Below are 20,153 nucleotides of genomic sequence, written 5' to 3' on the forward strand. Positions count from 1 at the left end.
CAGAGAGGGTGGCGAGAAGCGGCCGGGTCGCGCAGCGCATAGAAAGGCGGCGAGATACATTGGTTGCGGAATAAACCCCCACCCGTCACATCGTTCGCGCCGCTCACGATGTGCCACCCTCCCCACAAGTCGGAGGAATGACGACGAAGGGGGGCGATCACCACATCGGCCCAAGAAAAAAGCGGCGCCCGAAAGCGCCGCTTCAGAAGCCAAATCAGCCACCGGATTACGCCGCTTCGGCAGCGGCCTTTTCCTGCACCGGGCCTGAATCGAGTCCCTTGGCATCGACATCCCGATCGACGAACTCGATGACCGCCATCGGCGCGTTGTCACCGTAGCGGAAGCCTGCCTTGATGATGCGGGTATAGCCGCCCTGCCGGTCTTTGTAACGGGTGGCGAGAACATCGAACAGTTTTTTGGTCTGATCGAGGTCGCGCATCTCGCTGATTGCCTGTCGACGCATTGCGAGACCGCCTTTTTTGCCGAGCGTCACCAGCTTCTCGACGATCGGGCGCAATTCCTTGGCCTTCGGCAAGGTGGTGATGATCTGCTCATGCTTGATCAGCGCCGCGCACATGTTGGCAAACATGGCGCGCCGATGCTCGGCGGTGCGATTGAGCTTGCGATGGACCTTGCCGTGACGCATGGCGTCTTCTCCTGCTGCCGCGTGTGGCGGCCTTCAAACTCAATAATGATCTTCGAAGCGCTTGGCCAACTCGTCGATGTTCTCCGGCGGCCAGCCCGGCACTTCCATTCCGAGGTGCAGGCCCATCTGTGCCAACACTTCCTTGATCTCGTTCAGCGACTTGCGGCCGAAGTTCGGGGTGCGAAGCATTTCCGCTTCCGACTTCTGCACGAGATCGCCGATATAGACGATGTTGTCGTTCTTCAGGCAGTTGGCCGAGCGCACCGACAGCTCGAGCTCGTCCACCTTCTTGAGGAAAGCCGGGTTGAACGCGAGATCCGGAATGATCTCCTGCGCGACTTCCTTGCGCGGCTCTTCGAAGTTCACGAAGACGTTGAGCTGATCCTGCAGGATGCGCGCAGCATAGGCCACCGCGTCATCCGGGCTGATCGCCCCGTTGGTCTCGATTGTCATGGTCAGCTTGTCGTAATCGAGGATCTGGCCCTCGCGGGTGTTCTCGACCTTGTAGGAAACCTTGCGAACTGGCGAGAACAGGCTGTCCACCGGGATCAGACCGATTGGCGCATCCTCCGGACGATTGCGCTCCGCGGCGACGTAACCCTTGCCGGCCGCGACCGTGAATTCCATGCGGATTTCCGCTCCCTCATCGAGGGTGCAGATTTGCAGTTCCGGATTGAGCACGACGACATCCCCGACAGTCTGAATGTCGCCAGCGGTAACGACGCCCGGACCCTGCTTCTTGACGACCATGCGCTTGGGGCCCTCGCCCTGCATCTTGATCGAGATGTCCTTGATGTTCAGCACGATATCGGTGACGTCCTCGCGAACGCCCGCGATCGACGAGAACTCGTGCAGAACGCCGTCGATGTGCACCGACTGCACCGCCGCCCCTTGCAAGGAGGACAGCAGAATGCGCCGCAACGCGTTGCCGAGCGTCTGACCGAAGCCGCGCTCGAGCGGCTCGGCGACCAAGGTCGCGACACGGTTCGGATCGGTACCCGGGCTTACCTGAAGCTTGTTCGGGCGGATAAGTTCTTGCCAATTTTTCTGAATCGTCACTGTTTCACCCATGCGGCCAGTCAATTTGCCAACTGAATTACTGGCGTTGGAGATCGCGGATCACTCCGCGGCTTGCAAATTATTCAAACGCTCGCAAGCGGCAGCGCCGCCCGCGGTCGATGCCTCAAACCCGCCGGCGCTTGCGCGGACGGCAACCATTGTGCGGGATCGTCGTCACGTCGCGGATCGATGTGACGGTGAAGCCCGCAGCCTGCAGCGCACGAAGCGCCGACTCACGCCCCGAACCGGGACCAGCAACTTCAACCTCGAGCGTGCGCATCCCATGTTCCTGCGCCTTCTTCGAGACGTCTTCGGCCGCGACCTGTGCGGCATACGGGGTCGACTTGCGCGAGCCCTTGAACCCCATCGTTCCGGCCGACGACCAGGCGATGGTGTTGCCCTGCGCGTCGGTAATGGTGATGGTGGTGTTGTTAAACGACGAATTCACGTGCGCCACGCCCGATGCAATGTTCTTGCGCTCACGGCGGCGTACGCGGGTGGCTTCCTTGCCCATTCCAGAACCTTTCTCCACGATCTCAACGCCGCCGTAGTGCCAGCGGCTACACCAGCGATCATGATCCGATTAGCGGGACCATGATCTCATCTCTTTGTTTGAGCGCGATCCGTTCGGAACACCGGTTTCCACGTTTCCGGATCATGCTTTGTTAGCGAGTAGTGACCGGCAGCAGCGAGCAACTATTCGCTACGACCTGTTTGTTATCCGCTGCTTACTTCTTCTTGCCCGCAATCGATTTGGCGGGGCCCTTGCGCGTGCGCGCATTGGTGTGGGTACGCTGCCCACGCACCGGCAATCCGCGACGATGACGCAGGCCGCGGTAGCAGCCCAGATCCATCAGACGCTTGATGTTCATGCCGGTCTCGCGACGCAGGTCGCCTTCGACCATGTAGTCGCGATCGATGACTTCACGGATCTGCAGCACTTCCTGGTCGCTGAGTTGCGACACCCGGCGATCCAAGGGAATCTTGACTTTGTCCAGGATCTCGGCCGCGTTCTTTTGGCCGATCCCATGGATGTATTGGAGCGCAATCAGAACGCGTTTGTTGGTCGGAATATTCACGCCGGCAATACGGGCCACGGACTTCTCTCCTGTCGCCGGTCTTCGAACCGGCCATTTTCTAGCTATTTCGGGCAGGTGTCCGCAAACGCGAACACGACGCCCTTCCCCTTTTGTATTCGGGGCCCGGCATCGTTGATAACTATCCGACTTGGATACGGGCCTTATTAAAGGATTCCAATTGGTTTCGTCAACCGCCGCTAAGCTTTAGCTCGCCTTTTCGTGAGCTTTTTGGCAGCTTTCTTCGGCCTCCCGGCCATCCGCGTCCGGGAACTCGCGATAACCTTTCGTGCCGCCTTTTTCGTTACGCCTGAGGGTCGTTTTCCGGCCTTTCTGGCGCGCTGGGTGCTCTTGCCGGCAGGTTTAGCCTTCTTGACGGCGGACTTGCGAGCGGCCTTGCCAGCCTTTCTGGCAACGATGCCCTTCCCCGCTCCATTGCCAGCCCGCCGTGCCGCAGCCATTTTTTTGGCGGCTTTGGCTTCCGCGGCCCGTATGGCGGAAAGTATCCGGTCAATCTCCCGGGTGACGTGTTCGATGGTCATCATGCCGTCGACGGTGAGCAATTTGCGCCGCTCGGAATAATAGTGAACCAGCGGCTCGGTCAGCTCGCGATAGCTGGCCAGACGCTTCTTGAGTACTTCCTGGGTGTCGTCCGGGCGGACCTGCTCGCCGCGCGCACGCGTCTCCGCAGCCCGGGTTTCGACACGCTGCAGCAATGCGCTCTCGTTCACGCGAAGCTCGATCACGGCATCAAGCCGCATGCGCTTTTTCTTCAGGAGTTCATCCAGTGCTTCGGCCTGCGGCACCGTTCGGGGGAAGCCGTCGAGAATGAATCCCTTGGCCGCGTCCGGTTGGTCAAGCCGATCGGAAATAATTCCGATGACGATCTCGTCCGGCACCAAGCCGCCGCTGGCCATGATGTCCTGCGCCTGGACCCCCACCGGTGTCTGCGCCGCTACCGCCGCACGCAGCATCTCGCCCGTGGAGAGCTGGAGGATGCCGTAGCGCTGAACCAGCCGTTGCGCCTGGGTCCCCTTGCCTGACCCTGGCGGCCCGAGAAGTATCAGTCTCATCCTTTTCGCCCCCGGGCCTGTGAGCGGTGGCCCGCGCACCTAAATTAGAGAATTCAACAACAGCGCCTAACAACAACCTCGATGGCCAATCAGCCAGACATTGTTGGCAACACGCAAATCGACTATTCGGTCCTCAACGGCGACGCCCTCGCAACTTCGATTTCCTGATCAGCCCCTCATATTGGTGAGCCAGCAGGTAACCCTGGACCTGCGCCACAGTATCCATCGTCACGCTGACCACGATCAACAGCGACGTCCCGCCGAAATAAAACGGCACCGCGGCATATGAAATCAGGATTTCGGGAATCAGACAGACGATCGCCAGATAAACCGCACCCAACACAGTAATTCGAGACAACACGTAGTCGATATATTCGGCCGTACGTTCGCCGGGCCTGATACCCGGAATGAAGCCGCCGTGCTTCTTGAGATTGTCGGCAGTCTCGGTCGGGTTGAACACGATCGCCGTATAGAAGAACGCAAAGAATACGATCAGCGCGAGATACAGAGCCAAGAACAGCGGGCGGCCGTGACCGAGTTGGGTCGTAATCCACTGAAACCATTCCGGACCCTTGCCGGCGTTGAAATTCGCAACCGTGGTCGGCAACAGCAGCAGCGAAGAAGCGAAGATCGGCGGAATCACGCCGGAGGTGTTCAGCTTGAGCGGCAGATGCGAGGACTGTCCCTCGAACATCTTATTTCCGACCTGCCGTTTCGGATATTGAATCAACAGCCGGCGCTGCGCGCGCTCCATGAACACGATGAAGGCGATCACCGCGACCGCCATCACGATGACGACCAGGATAATGCCGGTCGACAGCGCGCCTTGTCGGCCGAGCTCCAGCATGTTCGCCAGCGCCGAAGGCAGTTCCGCAACGATGCCGGAAAGAATGATCAGCGAGATGCCGTTGCCGATGCCGCGCGAGGTGACCTGCTCGCCGAGCCACATCAGGAACATGGTGCCACCGGTCAGCGTCACCGTAGTCGAAAGGCGGAAGAACATGCCGGGATCGCTGACCACATTGCCGGCGCCCTCGAGCCCGACCGCAATTCCGTATGACTGGAACGCAGCGAGAATAACGGTGAGATAGCGGGTGTACTGGTTAAGCGTTTTGCGCCCGGCCTCGCCCTCTTTCTTCAGCGCCTCGAGTTGCGGCGAGACCGTCGTCAGGAGCTGAATGATGATGGAAGCCGAAATATACGGCATGATGTTAAGCGCAAAGATCGCCATGCGATGGATGCCGCCGCCGGCGAACATATTGAACATGCCGAGAATGCCGCCCGCCTGGCTGCGGAATACCTGCTCCCAGATGTTGGGATCAATGCCGGGCAGCGGAATGTAGGTGCCGAGCCGGTAAACAAGCAGCGCACCCAGTGTGAACCAGATGCGCTTCTTCAGTTCGTCCGCTTTTGCGAGCGCCGAGAAATTGAGATTTGCCGCTAATTGTTCAGCTGCTGAGACCATATTTTTTGGCTTTCTCCCGCCGCCCTCGCGCTGCCCTGCCTCTGTAGGCCGAGGCATTCAGCCAGACGCCGGACATTATTTGGTGCTCGGCTTCGATATGTCCATCATTCTGTCGTGCAGAATGACGCAGATGTTACGCCGCCTCGCCTTCGTCCTTTTTGGCCGGAGCCAGAATCTTCACCGTGCCGCCCGCCTTCTCGACCGCGGCGATAGCGGATTTGGATGCGCCATGGACCTCTACTTTCAGCTTGGCCTTGAGTTCACCCCGGCCGAGCAGCCGCACGCCGTCCTTGGCACGCCTGATCACTCGCGCTTTCACCAGCGCGGCGGCATCGACGGTTTCCTTGTCATTGAGCAGCTTGCCATCGATCGCTTGCTGAATCCGATCGAGATTGACCTCGGCGAATTCCAGCCGGAAAATATTGTTGAAGCCACGCTTCGGCAGACGGCGATGCAGTGGCATCTGGCCGCCCTCGAAACCCTTGATGCGCACGCCAGAACGCGCGGTCTGGCCCTTGCCGCCGCGGCCCGCCGTCTTGCCCTTGCCTGAACCGATGCCACGGCCGACCCGCATCCGCTTTTTGCGCGAGCCGGCATTGTCGGCGATATCGCTGAGTTTCATCGTTCGCATCCTTTATCCCTGGAGCATGATCCTGATCTTAAACCGGCTACCGGTTTTCGGAATCATGCCGCATCTTACTTCTCGTCGACGATGCGAACGAGATGTTGAACCTTCGAAATCATGCCGCGAACTTCGGGAGTATCCTTTAGCTCGGTGACCCGACCGATCTTGTTGAGCTTGAGGCCGATCAGAGTTGCACGCTGCGAATGGTGGCGGCGGATCGCGCTACCGGTCTGCTCGACCTTGATCGTCTTTGCGGCCTTGGCCATCGTCTTGAACTCCATAACGCGCAAAATGCGCGACTTGTTTACTCGGCAACCGCTTCGGCGTCGCCGCCGACCCGGCGCGATTGCAGCGTTGAGACCTTGATGTTTCGGCGCGACGCGACCGAGCGCGGCGAGTCCTGATGCTTCAGCGCGTCGAAGGTCGCGCGCACCATGTTGTAGGGATTCGACGATCCGATCGACTTTGCTACCACGTCCTGGATACCGAGCGTCTCGAAGACCGCGCGCATCGGTCCGCCCGCGATGATTCCGGTGCCTGCCGGCGCCGCGCGCAGATAAACCCGCCCGGCTCCGTGACGGCCGGCAATGTCGTGATGCAGCGTGCGACCCTCGCGCAATGCGACGCGCGTCAGGTTGCGCTTGGCAGACTCAGTCGCTTTGCGGATCGCCTCGGGCACTTCTCGCGCCTTGCCATGGCCGAAGCCGACCCGGCCCTTCTGGTCGCCGATCACGACCAGCGCCGCAAAGCCGAAGCGCTTGCCGCCCTTGACGACCTTCGCCACACGGTTGATGTGGACGAGCTTGTCGACGAACTCGCTGTCGCGTTCTTCCCGGCCGCCCCTGTGGCCGCCACCGCGTTCGCGTTCACCTGCCATGGTGTTTTCCGATCCTTAAAAGACTTGCCTTGTAGAGGTCAGCACCCCTGCCGTTGCTCTCGTTCAATCCCACTTAGAATCTCAATCCGCTTTCGCGCGCGGCATCCGCGAGCGCCTTTACCCGGCCGTGATAGAGATAGCCGCCGCGATCGAATACCACTTCGGTCACGCCGTTCTTCACCGCGCGTTCCGCCAGCAGCTTGCCGACAGCCTTCGCCGCGTCGATGTTGGCGCCGGTATTGCCGCTCTCGCGCATAGATTTCTCCAGGGAGGATGCGGAAGCCAGCGTCTCGCCCTTCAGATCGTCGATGACCTGGGCGTAGATGTGCTTCGACGAGCGGAACACCGAAAGCCGGGGGCGACCGCCACCGGACCGACGCAACGACAGCCTCACGCGTTGCTTGCGCCGGGCATTCGTAATCTTGAGTCTCGACATGACCGGCTCCGTTACTTCTTCTTGCCTTCCTTGCGGAAGATAAACTCGTCGGCGTATTTCACGCCCTTGCCTTTATAGGGCTCCGGAGGACGGTAGCTGCGGATTTCAGCCGCGACCTGACCGACCCGCTGGCTGTCGCTGCCGACGATGACGATCTCCGTCGGCTTCGGGACCGTGATCGCGATGCCTTCCGGGATCGGATAGACCACGTCATGGCTGTAACCGAGCGCCAGCTGCAAGTTCTTGCCCTGAAGTGCGGCGCGGTAGCCGACGCCGGTGATCTCCAGCTTCTTTTCAAAACCCTTGGTGACGCCAGCTACCAGATTCGCCACCTGCGCGCGCGCGGTCCCATACATCGCCTGCGCGCGGTTGGTCTTGACCCGCGGTGCAACCTTGACCTCACCGTTTTCGAACTTCACCTCGACATCGTCATGGACGATGAATTGAAGCTGACCTTTCGGCCCCTTCATCTTGACGGTCTGACCGTCGACGGTCGCGGTAACGCCCGACGGAACCGCTACAGGCCGCTTGCCAATACGTGACATGCTAATCTCTCTTCCCTAGCATTTTCGGGCGAAGCGGATGCCGCTTCGGCCCGGAAAATACGTCAACTGACACTTCGTGCGCATCGTTCTCGCAAACCCGATTGCCATTTTTGCGGACTGGCTCACTAGAACACCGTAAAGAGAATTTCACCGCCCACATTCGCGTCGCGCGCCTGATGGTCAGCCATGATTCCCTTCGGCGTCGATAGCACTGAAATCCCGAGACCGTTGTTGATGCGCGGCAGGTTCTTGACCGAGGCATAAACGCGCCGCCCCGGCTTCGAGACCCGCTCGATCTCGCGGATGACGGGCTCGCCGTCGAAATATTTCAACTCGATCTCAAGCTCGCTGCGGCCTGAAGCATGCTCAACACTCGCATAGCCGCGGATGTAGCCTTCCGCCTTGAGCACCTCGAGCACGTTGGCGCGCATCTTCGAGCCCGGGGTCGAGACCTTGGGCTTGGCGCGCATCTGCGCGTTGCGGATGCGGGTGATGAGATCGCTGATCGGATCGTGTGTTGACATCGCCGACCCTCCTTACCAGCTCGACTTGACGAGCCCGGGAACCAGGCCCTTCGAGCCGAGTTCGCGCAGCGCGATGCGGCTGAGCTTGTTCTTGCGATAATTCGAGCGCGGGCGGCCGGTCAACTCGCAGCGGTTGCGGATCCGGGTCGCCGACGAATTGCGCGGCATCTCGGCAAGCTTCAGCGTCGCCGCGAACCGCTCTTCCATCGGCTTCTTTTTGTCGGCGATGATAGCTTTCAGTTTCGCACGCCGCGGGGCTGCGTTCTTGGTCATCCGCTTGCGTCGGTTGTTCTTCTCGATCGAACTCTTCTTTGCCATGCTCGGCTCCTTGGTTTCCGCGTTTGAGAGGCTTTTCAGCGTCTCACTGCCGGAACGGGAAATTGAATGCGGTCAATAACGCGCGCGCTTCGTCGTCGCTGCGCGCAGTCGTGCAAACAGTTACGTCCATGCCCCACGTTTCCCCGGCCTTGTCGAAGTCGATTTCGGGGAAAATGATGTGTTCCTTTATGCCGAGCGAGTAGTTGCCGCGGCCATCGAAACTCTTCGGATTCAAGCCGCGGAAGTCCCGCACGCGGGGCAGCGCGACGTTTACCAGGCGGTCAATGAACTCGTACATCCTGGCCTTGCGCAGCGTGACCTTGCAGCCGATCGGCTGGTTTTCGCGCAGCTTGAAGGTCGCGATCGCAACACGCGAATAGGTCACGACTGCCTTCTGGCCGGCGATCAGCGAGAGATCGGCGGCGGCGAGCTCGGCCTTTTTGCGATCGTTGACAGCCTCGCCGATGCCCATGTTGAGCACGACCTTGTCCAGGCGCGGCACCTGCATGCGATTGCCGTAGCCGAACTGTTCGCTCAGCTTGGTGCGGATGCTCTTGTCATATTCCGCGCGCAGGCGCGGGATGTATGCGGTCTCAGCCATCGATCTCTGCTCCCGAGCGTTTGGCAACGCGTACCTTCTTGCCATCCGCATGAATCTTGAAGCCTATGCGAGTCGGCTTGCCGTCCTTGCCGACGATCGCAATGTTGGACAGGTGGATCGGCGACTCCTTCGAGATGATCCCGCCCTCCTGCGCCTGGGTCTGCTTCTGGTGTCGCTTGACGAGGTTTACGCCGCGGACCAGTGCCTTGTTCTCATCCGGGCGCACCTCGAATACCTCGCCCGTGCGACCCTTGTCGCGGCCGGACAACACCACGACCTTGTCGCCCTTCCGGATCTTGGCAGCCATCACAGCACCTCCGGCGCAAGCGAAATGATCTTCATGTGATTTTTCGCGCGCAGCTCGCGCGGCACCGGCCCGAAGATGCGGGTGCCGACCGGCTCGGATTGATTGTTGATCAGCACGGCAGCGTTGCGATCAAAACGGATGACGGAGCCGTCGGCGCGGCGGATATCCTTGCGGACCCGCACCACGACAGCCTTCATGACATCGCCCTTTTTCACCTTGCCGCGCGGGATAGCTTCCTTGATCGACACAACGATTACGTCGCCCACGGTGGCATAGCGGCGCTTGGAGCCCCCAAGCACCTTGATGCACATGACACGGCGTGCGCCTGAATTATCGGCCACGTCGAGGTTGGTCTGCATCTGAATCATTGATGCACCTCGTCCTCTTTCTGATGCGCAAAGTTGCGCCTAATTATCCCGAAAGTCCGTTCGGCGTCGCCGAACCGGCATCAGGCGGTTTTCTTTTGTTCACCTCGGACCACGGTCCAACGCTTCAATTTCGAGATCGGCTTGCTCTCCTCGATCCACACCATGTCACCCGGCTTGAACTCGTTGTTCTCGTCGTGCGCGTGATAATTTTTCGAGCGGCGAATCGTCTTCTTGTAGATCGGATGCGTGAAGCGGCGATCGACGCGCACCACGACCGTCTTGGCCTGCTTGTCACTGACGACCACGCCCTGAAGCGTACGTTTTGGCATTTTAAGCCCCTTACTTCTTCTTCGCGCGCTGCTGCGCGGCGATGGTCTTGATGCGGGCGATATCGCGGCGGGCTTCACGCAGCCGCGAGGTGTTCTCCAGCTGCCCGGTGGCGCGCTGGAAGCGCAGATTGAATCGTTCCTTTTTCAGATTGAGGACGGCGTCGTCCATCTGATCAGGGCTCATCGCGCGGATATCGGCGGTTTTCATTTCTGCCATGATCACTTCCCTATTCCGCAATGCGCGCAACGAAGCGCGTCTTGATCGGCAGTTTGGCGGCGGCGAGCGACAGTGCCTCTTTCGCGGTCTGCACCGTTACCCCGTCGATCTCGAAAATCACGCGGCCGGGTTTCACCCGCGCCACCCACAATTCCGGCGTGCCCTTGCCCGAGCCCATGCGCACTTCGGCCGGCTTCTTGGAGACCGGCACGTCCGGGAAGATGCGGATCCAGACCCGGCCGGCGCGTTTCATATGGCGGGTCAATGCGCGCCGCGCCGCCTCGATCTGGCGCGCGGTGATCCGCTCGGGCGCCATGGCTTTCAGGCCGAACTGACCGAACGACAACGACGCGCCCGAAGTCGCGGTGCCGTGGATGCGGCCCTTATGCGCCTTCCGGAACTTCGTTTTCTTTGGTTGCATCATGGCTTACGCCCTCAAACTTCTGAAATAGCTTTAGGCGGCGTCGCGGCGCGGTCGCGCAGTGTCGCCCTCGGACATCTTCTTGTCCTGCGCCATCGGGTCGTGCTCCAGGATTTCGCCCTTGAAGATCCAGACCTTGACGCCGCAAGTGCCGAAGGTGGTGAACGCGGTCGCCACTCCGTAATCGATATCGGCTCGCAGAGTGTGCAACGGCACGCGACCTTCGCGGTACCACTCCATGCGCGCGATTTCGGCCCCGCCGAGACGGCCCGAACAGTTGATACGAATGCCTTCAGCGCCGAGACGCATGGCCGACTGCACCGCGCGCTTCATGGCGCGGCGGAAGGCGACGCGGCGTTCAAGCTGCTGGGCAATCGATTCGGCGACCAGCGTGGCGTCGAGTTCCGGCTTGCGGATCTCCACGATGTTGATGACGACGTCCGACGCCGTGATGTCGGCAACCCGCTTGCGCAGTTTGTCGATGTCGGCGCCTTTCTTGCCGATCACGACGCCGGGACGCGCGGAGTGGATCGTCACGCGGCACTTCTTGTGCGGACGCTCGATCACGATCCGGGCCACGGCTGCCTGCTTCAGCTCCTTGTGCAGGATCTCGCGGATTTTGACATCCTCGTGCAGCAGCTTGCCGTATTCGTTCTTGCCCGCGAACCAACGGGAATCCCACGTCCGGTTGATGCCGAGACGTAGTCCGATTGGATTGATCTTCTGACCCATCGTTCTCTCCAGCGCGCTCGTTAAGCGCTCGCCTCGACCTGACGAACCACGATCGTCAGCTGCGAGAATGGTTTAAAGACACGGCCCGAGCGGCCACGGCCGCGCGGTGCGAAACGTTTCATCACGATGCCGTTGCCGACATGCGCCTCGGATACGACGAGATCGTCGACGTCGAGATCATGATTGTTCTCGGCATTCGCGATCGCCGATTCCAGGCACTTCTTGACGTCCACCGCGATCCGCTTGCGCGAGAACTGCAGGTCCGCGAGCGCAGCCGAAGCCTTCCTGCCGCGGATCAATTGCGCGACAAGATTAAGCTTCTGCGGGCTGACCCGCAGCATCCGGGCGACTGCTTTGGCCTCGTTGTCCGGGAGGCTCCGTTCGCGCTTTGGCTTGCTCATGGGTTAGATCCTCAAGCCTTCTTGGCTTTCTTGTCGCCAGAATGGCCGTGGAAGGTCCGCGTCGGCGAGAACTCGCCGAACTTGTGGCCTACCATTTCCTCGTTGACGGATACCGGCACATGCTTCTGGCCGTTGTAGACGCCGAACACCAGGCCGACGAATTGCGGCAGAAAGGTCGAGCGGCGGCTCCAGATCTTGATCACATCATGACGGCCGGACGCGCGCGCGGCATCTGCCTTCTTGAGCAGAGAGCCTTCGACGAACGGGCCTTTCCAGACTGAACGAACCATGTCCGGCGTTCCTTACTTCTTCCGCTTGTGGCGGCTGATGAGAATGAATCGATTGGTCGATTTGTTCGAGCGGGTCTTCTTGCCTTTGGTCGGCTTGCCCCAGGGTGTCACCGGATGACGACCGCCGGAGGTGCGGCCTTCGCCGCCGCCATGCGGATGGTCGACCGGGTTCATCGAGACACCGCGATTATGCGGCTTGCGGCCGAGCCACCGGTTGCGGCCGGCCTTGCCGATCGAGATGTTCATGTGATCCGGGTTGGAAACCGCACCGATGGTGCCGGTGCAGCGGCCGTGAACCAGACGCTGCTCTCCCGAATTCAGACGCACGATGACGTAGTCTTGGTCACGACCGACGAGCTGCGCGTAGGTGCCGGCGGAACGAGCGAGCTGGCCGCCCTTGCCGATCTTCAATTCGACATTGTGAATGATGGTGCCGATCGGCATGTTGCCGAGCGGCATGACATTGCCCGGCTTCACGTCGACGTAGTTGCCGGCAATCACGGTGTCGCCGACCGCGAGGCGCTGCGGGGCCAGGATATAGGCCTGGGTGCCGTCGGTGTACTTCAGAAGCGCAATGAAGGCGGTACGGTTCGGATCGTATTCCAGCCGCTCAACGGTCGCCGGCATATCGACCTTGGTGCGCTTGAAATCAATGATGCGATAGGACTGCTTGTGCCCGCCGCCCCGAAAACGCACGACCATGCGCCCAGTGTTGTTGCGGCCGCCGGAGGACTGCTTGCCCTCGGTCAGCGCCTTCACCGGCTTGCCCTTGAACAGCGCCGAGCGATCGACCATCACCAGCTGGCGCTGGCCTGGCGTCGTGGGGTTGAATGTTTTCAATGCCATCGTCGTATCGCCTTATAGCCCGGTGGTGACGTCGATGCGGTGGCCCTCTTCGAGGGTCACGATCGCGCGCTTCACGTCCGACTGCGAACCGAAATTGCCGCGGAACACCTTGGTCTTGCCCTTACGCACCAGCGTATTCACGCTCTTGACCTTGACGTCGAACAGCTTCTCGACGGCTTCCTTGATCTGCGGCTTGGTGGCCTTACTCGCCACCTTGAACAGAACCTTATTGTGTTCAGAGGCAAGCGTCGCTTTCTCGGTCACAACCGGAGAAACGATGATGTCGTAATAGCGCGGATCGATATTCTTCATTTGAAGCGCGCCTCCAGCGCATCGACCGCCGCCTTGGTCAGCACCAGCTTCTGGCGACGCAAAATGTCATAGACGTTGATGCCCTGGATCGGCAGCACGTCGATATTCGGAATGTTGCGCGCCGCCGTGGCGAAGCCGTTGTTCAGCTCCGCGCCGTCGATGATCAGCGCATTGGTGAGGCCAAGACCGGAGAAGTGTCCGATCAGCGCCTTGGTCTTGGCAGCCTCGAGCTTCGCGGACTCGATCACGATCAGCCCACCGTCCTTCGCCTTGGCGGAAAGCGCATGGCGAAGCGCCAACGCGCGCACCTTCTTCGGCAGATCGGTGGCGTGGGAGCGCACCACGGGCCCAAACGCGCGACCGCCGCCGCGGAACTGCGGCACGCGTGCCGAGCCGTGACGCGCACCACCGGTGCCCTTCTGCTTGTACATCTTCTTGCCGGTGCGCCAGACATCGGCGCGGCCCTGGGCTTTGTGGGTGCCTGCCTGGCGCTTGTTGAGCTGCCACTGCACGCAGCGTTGGATGATGTCCTTGCGCGGCTCGAGACCGAAAATGGCGTCCGAAAGCTGGACCGATCCAGCTTCCTTGCCTTCAAGGGTTTTGACTTTCAATTCCATCACGCGCCCTCCTGCTCGGCCGGCGCTGACTCGGCCTGCTCGCCGCCGCCATTGGCGAGGCGGAACTTGCCGGGTTTCGGCGCATCCTTTGGCAACGCCTTCTTGACGGCATCACGCACCGCGATCCAACCGCCCTTGGAGCCGGGCACGGCACCCTCGACCAGGATCAGCCCGCGCGCGACATCCGTCTGCACGACGCGCAGATTGAGCGTGGTGATACGGTCGACGCCCATGTGACCGGGCATCTTCTTGTTCTTGAAAGTCTTGCCGGGATCCTGACGTCCACCAGTTGAACCGATCGAACGATGCGAAACCGACACGCCGTGAGTGGCGCGAAGTCCGCCGAAATTCCAGCGCTTCATGCCCCCCGCAAAGCCCTTACCGACCGAGGTGCCGGTAACATCGACGAACTGCCCGACCACGAAATGATCGGCCTGGATTTCAGCACCGACCGGGATCAGCGCGTCTTCCGACACCCGAAACTCGGTGACCTTGCGCTTGGGTTCGACCTTGGCCACGGCGAACTGCCCGCGTTCCGCCTTTGGCAGATAGACGGTCTTGCGCGTGCCCGCACCGAGCTGCAGCGCGACGTAACCGTTCTTCTCAGTCGTGCGGTGACCGAGCACCTGGCAATTACCCAGCTTCAGCACGGTCACAGGGATATGTTCGCCGGTCTCCGTAAAGACCCGCGTCATCCCGACCTTTTGTGCGATCACTCCGGAGCGCATCGGCGTGCTTCCTGTTCTTTCTGTCCAACTACGTCTGGACGGGAGCTAAAAACTTAGAGCTTGATTTCGACGTCGACACCCGCTGCCAGATCGAGCTTCATCAGCGCGTCCACGGTCTGCGGAGTCGGGTCGACAATGTCGAGAAGGCGTTTGTGCGTGCGCATCTCGAATTGCTCGCGGCTCTTCTTATCCACGTGCGGCGAACGGTTGACGGTAAACTTCTCGATGCGGGTCGGCAGCGGAATGGGTCCGCGAACCTGAGCACCGGTCCGTTTCGCCGTGTTTACGATCTCACGCGTCGACGAATCGAGAATTCGATGGTCGAACGCCTTGAGACGTATGCGAATATTCTGGCCGTTCATTGCCGTTGTCTTTCTGTTCCGTCGTGGCCGGGCTTGTCCGACCATTCACGTCTACAAAAGGAAGTCGTGGATGCCCGGCACCAGGCCGGGCATGACGACGGATAGTTTATTACTCGATGATGCTTGCGACGACGCCGGCACCAACCGTGCGGCCACCTTCGCGGATTGCGAAACGCAGCTTCTCTTCCATCGCGATCGGAACGATCAGGTGCACTTCCATCGCGATGTTGTCACCGGGCATAACCATCTCGGTGCCTTCGGGCAGATGCACGACACCGGTCACGTCCGTGGTGCGGAAGTAGAACTGCGGCCGATAGTTAGTGAAGAACGGAGTATGACGTCCGCCCTCTTCCTTGGTGAGGATGTAGGCCTCGGCCTTGAACTTGGTGTGCGGCTTCACCGAACCGGGCTTGCAGAGCACCTGACCGCGCTCGACTTCCTCACGCTTGGTGCCGCGCAGAAGCGCGCCGATGTTGTCGCCGGCCTGGCCCTGATCGAGCAGCTTGCGGAACATCTCGACGCCGGTGACGATGGTCTTCTGGGTATCGCGAAGCCCGACGATTTCGATTTCCTCGCCGACCTTGATCACGCCGCGTTCGACGCGACCGGTCACAACAGTGCCGCGGCCCGAGATGGAGAACACGTCTTCGACGGGCATCAGGAACGGCTGGTCGATCGGGCGCTCCGGCTGCGGAATGTATTCGTCGACATTCTTCATCAGCTCGAGAATGGCGTCGTGGCCGAGCTTCTTGTCCTTGTCTTCCAGAGCCGCCAGCGCCGAACCCTTGATGATCGGAATCTTGTCGCCAGGGAAATCGTACTTGGACAGCAATTCGCGGACTTCCAATTCGACCAGTTCGAGCAGTTCCGGATCGTCAACCATGTCGCACTTGTTGAGGAAGACGACCAGGGCGGGCACGCCGACCTGACGCGCCAACAGGATGTGCTCGCGGGTCTGGGGCATCGGACCATCGGCTGCGGAAACCACCAGGATCGCGCCGTCCATCTGCGCCGCACCGGTGATCATGTTCTTCACGTAGTCCGCATGGCCCGGACAATCGACGTGGGCGTAGTGCCGGTTCTTGGTCTCGTATTCGACGTGCGCGGTCGAAATCGTGATGCCGCGCGCCTTTTCCTCCGGCGCCTTGTCGATCTGGTCGTACGCGGTGAACGTCGCACCACCGGTTTCCGCCAAGACCTTGGTGATCGCCGCGGTCAGCGACGTCTTGCCATGGTCAACGTGACCGATCGTTCCGATGTTGCAGTGCGGCTTATTACGTTCAAACTTTGCTTTGGCCATTTGACTCTCCGTTCAGTCGTTAACTGCCGCTAACGACAATCAGGCAAACTTCTTCTGGACTTCCGCCGACACGTTCGCCGGCGCTTCCGCGTAGTGATCGAATTGCATCGTGAAGGTCGCGCGACCCTGGCTCATCGAGCGCAGATTATTCACGTACCCGAACATGTTCATGAGCGGCACCATCGCGTTGATGACGTTGGCATTGCCGCGCATGTCCTGCCCCTGGATCTGTCCGCGCCGCGAATTCAGGTCGCCGATCACCGAGCCGGTGTAATCTTCAGGCGTCACCACCTCGACCTTCATGATCGGCTCGAGCAGAACTGATTTGCCCTTCTGCAGCGCTTCGCGGAATGCGGCGCGCGACGCGATTTCGAACGCCAGCGCCGAAGAGTCGACGTCGTGGTAGGCGCCGTCCACGAGCTGCACCTTAACGTCGACCACCGGGAAGCCGGCTACCACGCCAGAAGTCAGCACGCTGTTGAGGCCCTTTTCGACGCCGGGGATGTATTCCTTTGGCACCGCACCGCCGACAATCTTGGATTCGAACTCAAATCCCTTGCCGGGCTCGTTCGGCTCGACCACGAATTTAACCCGCGCGAACTGACCGGTACCGCCGGTCTGCTTCTTGTGGGTGTAATCGACTTCGGCGCGCTTGGTAACGCGCTCGCGGAATGCCACCTGAGGGGCGCCGATGTTGGCGTCAACCTTGTACGTGCGCTTCAAGATGTCGACCTTGATGTCCAGATGCAGTTCGCCCATCCCCTTGAGAATGGTCTGACCAGACTCGACGTCGGTAGAGACGCGGAAAGACGGATCTTCGGCAGCCAGTTTGGCGAGAGCCACGCCGAGCTTTTCCTGGTCAGCCTTCGATTTGGGCTCGATCGCGATCTCGATGACCGGCTCGGGAAATTCCATCTTTTCCAGGATCACCGGTTTATTCGGATCGCACAGCGTGTCGCCGGTTCGCGCTTCCTTCAGGCCAGCCAGTGCAACGATATCGCCGGCATAAGCTTCCTTGATGTCTTCGCGATTGTTGGCATGCATGAGCAGCATGCGGCCGATACGCTCCTTGCGATCGCGCGTCGAGTTGACGACGCCTGTGCCCGACAGAAGCGTGCCGGAGTAGATACGGCAAAACGTGATCGTGCCGACAAACGGGTCGTCCATGATCTTGAACGCGAGCAAGGCAAGCGGCTCTTTGTCGTCCGGCTTGCGGACCACTTCATTGCCGTCCTCGTCGATGCCCTTGATGGGCGGCACGTCAACCGGCGACGGCAGGTAATCCACGACAGCATCGAGCAGCGGCTGCACGCCCTTGTTCTTGAAGGCCGAGCCGCACAGCACCGGATAGAAGGCGCCAGTCAATACGGCCTTGCGGATCAGCCGCTTGAGCGTGGCCTCGTCAGGCTCCTTGCCGTCGAGATAGGCTGCGAGCGCTTCGTCGTCGAGTTCAACGGAGGCCTCGAGCATCTTCTCTCGGTATTCCTTGGCCTTCTCGACAAGGTCAGCGGGGATATCGATGTCCTTGAAGGAGGCTCCGAGCGCCTCATCATCCCAAACGACGCCCTTCATCCGAACAAGATCGACGAGACCTTTGAAGTTGTTCTCGGAGCCGATCGGAAGCTGAATCGCGATCGGCTTGGCGCCCAAACGGTCGACGATGTCGTCGAGGCACTTATAGAAATCGGCGCCGGTCTTATCCATCTTGTTGGCAAAGACGATGCGCGGAACCTTGTACTTGTCACCCTGACGCCAGACGGTCTCGGTTTGCGGCTCAACGCCCTGGTTCGAATCCAACACGCATACCGCGCCGTCGAGCACCCGCAGCGAACGCTCGACCTCGATGGTGAAGTCCACGTGACCGGGCGTATCGATGATGTTCAGACGCTTGCCGTTCCAGAACGCGGTAGTCGCGGCAGAGGTGATGGTAATACCGCGCTCCTGCTCCTGCTCCATCCAGTCCATCGTCGCGGCACCTTCGTGCACTTCGCCGATCTTGTGGCTCTTGCCGGTGTAATAAAGGATGCGCTCGGTGGTCGTGGTCTTGCCGGCATCGATATGCGCCATGATACCGAAATTGCGGTAGTCCTGGATGGCATGTTGGCGGGGCATGGGTTGTTCCTTAAATCCGTTTTCGCCGTTACCAGCGATAGTGCGAGAAGGCGCGGTTGGCTTCCGCCATCCGGTGCACATCTTCACGCTTCTTGACGGCGTTCCCCCTGCCATTCGATGCGTCGAGCAGTTCGGCCGAGAGCCGCTCTGTCATTGTCTTTTCATTGCGCTCGCGCGCCGCGGTGATGATCCAGCGAATGCCCAGAGCTTGCCGGCGCACCGAACGCACTTCGACCGGCACCTGGTAGGTGGCGCCGCCGACGCGACGCGACCGCACTTCGATGGTCGGCATGACGTTTTCAAGCGCCTGTTCGAACACTGGCAGCGGACCTTGCTTGGTCTTGGTCTCGATCAACTCGAGCGCGCCATACACGATGGACTCGGCGGCAGACTTCTTGCCGTCGTACATGATCGAGTTCATGAACTTCGTAATGACAATGTTCCCGAACTTCGGATCCGGGTTCACTTCACGCTTTTCAGCAGAATGGCGGCGAGACATCTCTTATCTTCCTTGGTCGTGACCGGCTCGTTCCGGTCATCCACGGCTTAAACTTTTCGATCCATAGCGCCGGGTTTTTCGCCCGGCGACCTCTCACGCTCCAATTACTTCGGACGCTTCGCGCCATATTTGGAGCGGCGCTGCTTACGGTTCTTCACGCCCTGCGTATCGAGGACGCCGCGGAGAATGTGATAGCGCACGCCCGGCAAATCCTTGACGCGGCCGCCGCGGATCATAACGACCGAGTGTTCCTGAAGGTTGTGGCCTTCGCCCGGAATGTAGCCGATCACCTCGAAGCCGTTGGTCAGGCGCACCTTGGCGACTTTACGAAGCGCCGAGTTGGGCTTCTTCGGTGTCGTTGTATAAACGCGCGTGCAAACACCCCGCTTCTGCGGAGACTGCTGCAACGCCGGAACCTTCTTGCGCGACTTCTGCACCGTCCGAGGACTGGCGATCAGCTGGTTGATCGTCGGCATGTCAGCCTTCACCCTTTAATTCACGCGAAACCGCAAACCGGTCCCGCAAATTCATCCTGGGGTCACCTGCCCCACCCGGCCGCCGCGCGCGAAAACGACCGCGCAAAGCGAAATCGCGCCAACGGCTCATTGCTGAACCGAAAGCGCTTCGACGCCACAGAGGACCGCAGTCGTAACCGATCAGCTTTCGCCGGTCAGTCGGCCACCGAGGTCATGCATCCGATATCAATCTCAAGAGAACTCGCTCAAGAGAACCAAGATCGTCCTGGCATTGCCTAGCTACAAGCGACAGCGTTTGAGCGGCATTCGTCGAGGTTGGTGCCCATCTCAGTCCTGATACGAAATACAGGAAAGGACTGAAAGGGTGATCCGTTCCGACGCTGGCGACACTCACCGCCTGTCGTTAAGTGCGCGGGTTGTATCGGCCGTAGATAGGCAAGTCAAGGCGAAACCACAAGGCAAGAAGGGCTTGTGCCACAAGCGGAATCGACGCAATCGCGATGTCGAAGCGCACTTTGGTCGCGCTGTTGGATAGCGGGTGTAACAAGGCGCCTGTGTGGGCAGGCATCTTCGCTCGTCGATCCGCTAATA

31 protein-coding genes are annotated in these 20,153 nt (G+C 60.3%); all 31 read right to left on the minus strand.

What is annotated here, in order from left to right; all coding sequences use genetic code 11:
- Positions 1-226: 226 nt before the first annotated feature.
- The 31 genes from rplQ to rpsL all read right to left on the minus strand — a co-directional run bounded on the left by rplQ (position 227) and on the right by rpsL (position 19,562).
- Complete coding sequence (rplQ, locus tag VJV58_RS20200; RefSeq protein WP_324139143.1) at positions 227-646, minus strand: 50S ribosomal protein L17; 420 nt, start codon at positions 644-646, stop codon at positions 227-229.
- A gap of 39 nt (positions 647-685) precedes the next feature.
- Entirely contained in the window at positions 686-1,717 is a 1,032-nt protein-coding gene (locus VJV58_RS20205; protein ID WP_324139144.1) for a DNA-directed RNA polymerase subunit alpha, read from the minus strand.
- 112 nt (positions 1,718-1,829) lie between these two features.
- Positions 1,830-2,219: a 30S ribosomal protein S11 gene (gene rpsK, locus VJV58_RS20210; RefSeq protein ID WP_007603045.1), complete on the minus strand. Its 390-nt coding sequence runs from the start codon at positions 2,217-2,219 to the stop codon at positions 1,830-1,832.
- Between the two features lie 214 nt (positions 2,220-2,433).
- A complete protein-coding gene (gene rpsM, locus VJV58_RS20215; RefSeq protein WP_324139145.1) occupies positions 2,434-2,802 on the minus strand; it encodes a 30S ribosomal protein S13 in 369 nt (122 codons plus the stop codon).
- Between the two features lie 179 nt (positions 2,803-2,981).
- A complete protein-coding gene (locus VJV58_RS20220; protein ID WP_324139146.1) occupies positions 2,982-3,854 on the minus strand; it encodes an adenylate kinase in 873 nt (290 codons plus the stop codon).
- Between the two features lie 133 nt (positions 3,855-3,987).
- Positions 3,988-5,319: a preprotein translocase subunit SecY gene (secY, locus tag VJV58_RS20225; RefSeq protein ID WP_324139147.1), complete on the minus strand. Its 1,332-nt coding sequence runs from the start codon at positions 5,317-5,319 to the stop codon at positions 3,988-3,990.
- Positions 5,320-5,452: 133 nt separating this feature from the next.
- Positions 5,453-5,941 carry a 50S ribosomal protein L15 gene (rplO, locus tag VJV58_RS20230; protein WP_324139148.1) on the minus strand — a complete coding sequence of 163 codons (489 nt, stop codon included), beginning with the start codon at positions 5,939-5,941 and terminating at the stop codon, positions 5,453-5,455.
- Between the two features lie 74 nt (positions 5,942-6,015).
- On the minus strand, positions 6,016-6,210 hold the full coding sequence (rpmD, locus tag VJV58_RS20235; RefSeq protein ID WP_324139149.1) for a 50S ribosomal protein L30: 195 nt from the start codon (positions 6,208-6,210) through the stop codon (positions 6,016-6,018).
- A gap of 38 nt (positions 6,211-6,248) precedes the next feature.
- Positions 6,249-6,821 (minus strand): 30S ribosomal protein S5, encoded by a 573-nt coding sequence (rpsE, locus tag VJV58_RS20240; RefSeq protein ID WP_324139150.1) that lies wholly within the window; start codon positions 6,819-6,821, stop codon positions 6,249-6,251.
- Positions 6,822-6,894: 73 nt separating this feature from the next.
- Positions 6,895-7,257 carry a 50S ribosomal protein L18 gene (gene rplR, locus VJV58_RS20245; protein ID WP_324139151.1) on the minus strand — a complete coding sequence of 121 codons (363 nt, stop codon included), beginning with the start codon at positions 7,255-7,257 and terminating at the stop codon, positions 6,895-6,897.
- A gap of 11 nt (positions 7,258-7,268) precedes the next feature.
- On the minus strand, positions 7,269-7,802 hold the full coding sequence (gene rplF / locus VJV58_RS20250) for a 50S ribosomal protein L6 (RefSeq protein WP_324139152.1): 534 nt from the start codon (positions 7,800-7,802) through the stop codon (positions 7,269-7,271).
- 125 nt (positions 7,803-7,927) lie between these two features.
- The gene (rpsH, locus tag VJV58_RS20255) at positions 7,928-8,326 is read right to left on the minus strand and encodes a 30S ribosomal protein S8 (RefSeq protein WP_324139153.1); all 399 of its coding nucleotides are present in this window, start codon (positions 8,324-8,326) and stop codon (positions 7,928-7,930) included.
- A 12-nt stretch (positions 8,327-8,338) separates the two neighbouring features.
- The gene (rpsN, locus tag VJV58_RS20260; RefSeq protein ID WP_324139154.1) at positions 8,339-8,644 is read right to left on the minus strand and encodes a 30S ribosomal protein S14; all 306 of its coding nucleotides are present in this window, start codon (positions 8,642-8,644) and stop codon (positions 8,339-8,341) included.
- A 43-nt stretch (positions 8,645-8,687) separates the two neighbouring features.
- Positions 8,688-9,245 carry a 50S ribosomal protein L5 gene (gene rplE / locus VJV58_RS20265; RefSeq protein WP_324139155.1) on the minus strand — a complete coding sequence of 186 codons (558 nt, stop codon included), beginning with the start codon at positions 9,243-9,245 and terminating at the stop codon, positions 8,688-8,690.
- Positions 9,238-9,552: a 50S ribosomal protein L24 gene (gene rplX, locus VJV58_RS20270; RefSeq protein WP_324139156.1), complete on the minus strand. Its 315-nt coding sequence runs from the start codon at positions 9,550-9,552 to the stop codon at positions 9,238-9,240. The genes rplE and rplX overlap by 8 nt, the downstream gene beginning before the upstream one ends.
- Positions 9,552-9,920: a 50S ribosomal protein L14 gene (gene rplN, locus VJV58_RS20275; protein WP_011473865.1), complete on the minus strand. Its 369-nt coding sequence runs from the start codon at positions 9,918-9,920 to the stop codon at positions 9,552-9,554. The genes rplX and rplN overlap by 1 nt, the downstream gene beginning before the upstream one ends.
- Positions 9,921-10,000: 80 nt before the next feature.
- Entirely contained in the window at positions 10,001-10,249 is a 249-nt protein-coding gene (gene rpsQ / locus VJV58_RS20280; protein WP_009797129.1) for a 30S ribosomal protein S17, read from the minus strand.
- Between the two features lie 10 nt (positions 10,250-10,259).
- A complete protein-coding gene (rpmC, locus tag VJV58_RS20285; protein WP_029584556.1) occupies positions 10,260-10,466 on the minus strand; it encodes a 50S ribosomal protein L29 in 207 nt (68 codons plus the stop codon).
- A gap of 10 nt (positions 10,467-10,476) precedes the next feature.
- On the minus strand, positions 10,477-10,890 hold the full coding sequence (rplP, locus tag VJV58_RS20290; protein WP_324139157.1) for a 50S ribosomal protein L16: 414 nt from the start codon (positions 10,888-10,890) through the stop codon (positions 10,477-10,479).
- Between the two features lie 30 nt (positions 10,891-10,920).
- Entirely contained in the window at positions 10,921-11,619 is a 699-nt protein-coding gene (gene rpsC, locus VJV58_RS20295) for a 30S ribosomal protein S3 (RefSeq protein WP_324139158.1), read from the minus strand.
- A 20-nt stretch (positions 11,620-11,639) separates the two neighbouring features.
- On the minus strand, positions 11,640-12,020 hold the full coding sequence (rplV, locus tag VJV58_RS20300; protein WP_324139159.1) for a 50S ribosomal protein L22: 381 nt from the start codon (positions 12,018-12,020) through the stop codon (positions 11,640-11,642).
- 11 nt (positions 12,021-12,031) lie between these two features.
- The gene (gene rpsS / locus VJV58_RS20305; RefSeq protein WP_324139160.1) at positions 12,032-12,310 is read right to left on the minus strand and encodes a 30S ribosomal protein S19; all 279 of its coding nucleotides are present in this window, start codon (positions 12,308-12,310) and stop codon (positions 12,032-12,034) included.
- A 12-nt stretch (positions 12,311-12,322) separates the two neighbouring features.
- The gene (rplB, locus tag VJV58_RS20310) at positions 12,323-13,156 is read right to left on the minus strand and encodes a 50S ribosomal protein L2 (protein WP_324139161.1); all 834 of its coding nucleotides are present in this window, start codon (positions 13,154-13,156) and stop codon (positions 12,323-12,325) included.
- Positions 13,157-13,168: 12 nt separating this feature from the next.
- Positions 13,169-13,468 (minus strand): 50S ribosomal protein L23, encoded by a 300-nt coding sequence (locus tag VJV58_RS20315; protein ID WP_079543874.1) that lies wholly within the window; start codon positions 13,466-13,468, stop codon positions 13,169-13,171.
- The gene (rplD, locus tag VJV58_RS20320) at positions 13,465-14,085 is read right to left on the minus strand and encodes a 50S ribosomal protein L4 (RefSeq protein ID WP_324139162.1); all 621 of its coding nucleotides are present in this window, start codon (positions 14,083-14,085) and stop codon (positions 13,465-13,467) included. Before rplD ends, VJV58_RS20315 begins: the two co-directional genes overlap by 4 nt.
- Entirely contained in the window at positions 14,085-14,813 is a 729-nt protein-coding gene (gene rplC / locus VJV58_RS20325; RefSeq protein ID WP_324139163.1) for a 50S ribosomal protein L3, read from the minus strand. Before rplC ends, rplD begins: the two co-directional genes overlap by 1 nt.
- Positions 14,814-14,866: 53 nt before the next feature.
- Complete coding sequence (gene rpsJ, locus VJV58_RS20330; RefSeq protein ID WP_011473876.1) at positions 14,867-15,175, minus strand: 30S ribosomal protein S10; 309 nt, start codon at positions 15,173-15,175, stop codon at positions 14,867-14,869.
- A 109-nt stretch (positions 15,176-15,284) separates the two neighbouring features.
- Complete coding sequence (gene tuf, locus VJV58_RS20335) at positions 15,285-16,475, minus strand: elongation factor Tu (protein ID WP_324139164.1); 1,191 nt, start codon at positions 16,473-16,475, stop codon at positions 15,285-15,287.
- Positions 16,476-16,514: 39 nt separating this feature from the next.
- Positions 16,515-18,587, minus strand: a complete 2,073-nt coding sequence (gene fusA / locus VJV58_RS20340) for an elongation factor G (RefSeq protein ID WP_324139165.1) — start codon at positions 18,585-18,587, stop codon at positions 16,515-16,517.
- Positions 18,588-18,615: 28 nt separating this feature from the next.
- Positions 18,616-19,086: a 30S ribosomal protein S7 gene (rpsG, locus tag VJV58_RS20345; RefSeq protein WP_324139166.1), complete on the minus strand. Its 471-nt coding sequence runs from the start codon at positions 19,084-19,086 to the stop codon at positions 18,616-18,618.
- Positions 19,087-19,190: 104 nt separating this feature from the next.
- Entirely contained in the window at positions 19,191-19,562 is a 372-nt protein-coding gene (rpsL, locus tag VJV58_RS20350; protein WP_029584567.1) for a 30S ribosomal protein S12, read from the minus strand.
- Positions 19,563-20,153 lie beyond the last annotated feature (591 nt).

Origin of the sequence: Bradyrhizobium sp. (genome assembly GCF_035273305.1) — a bacterium.
GTDB lineage: Bacteria > Pseudomonadota > Alphaproteobacteria > Rhizobiales > Xanthobacteraceae > Bradyrhizobium.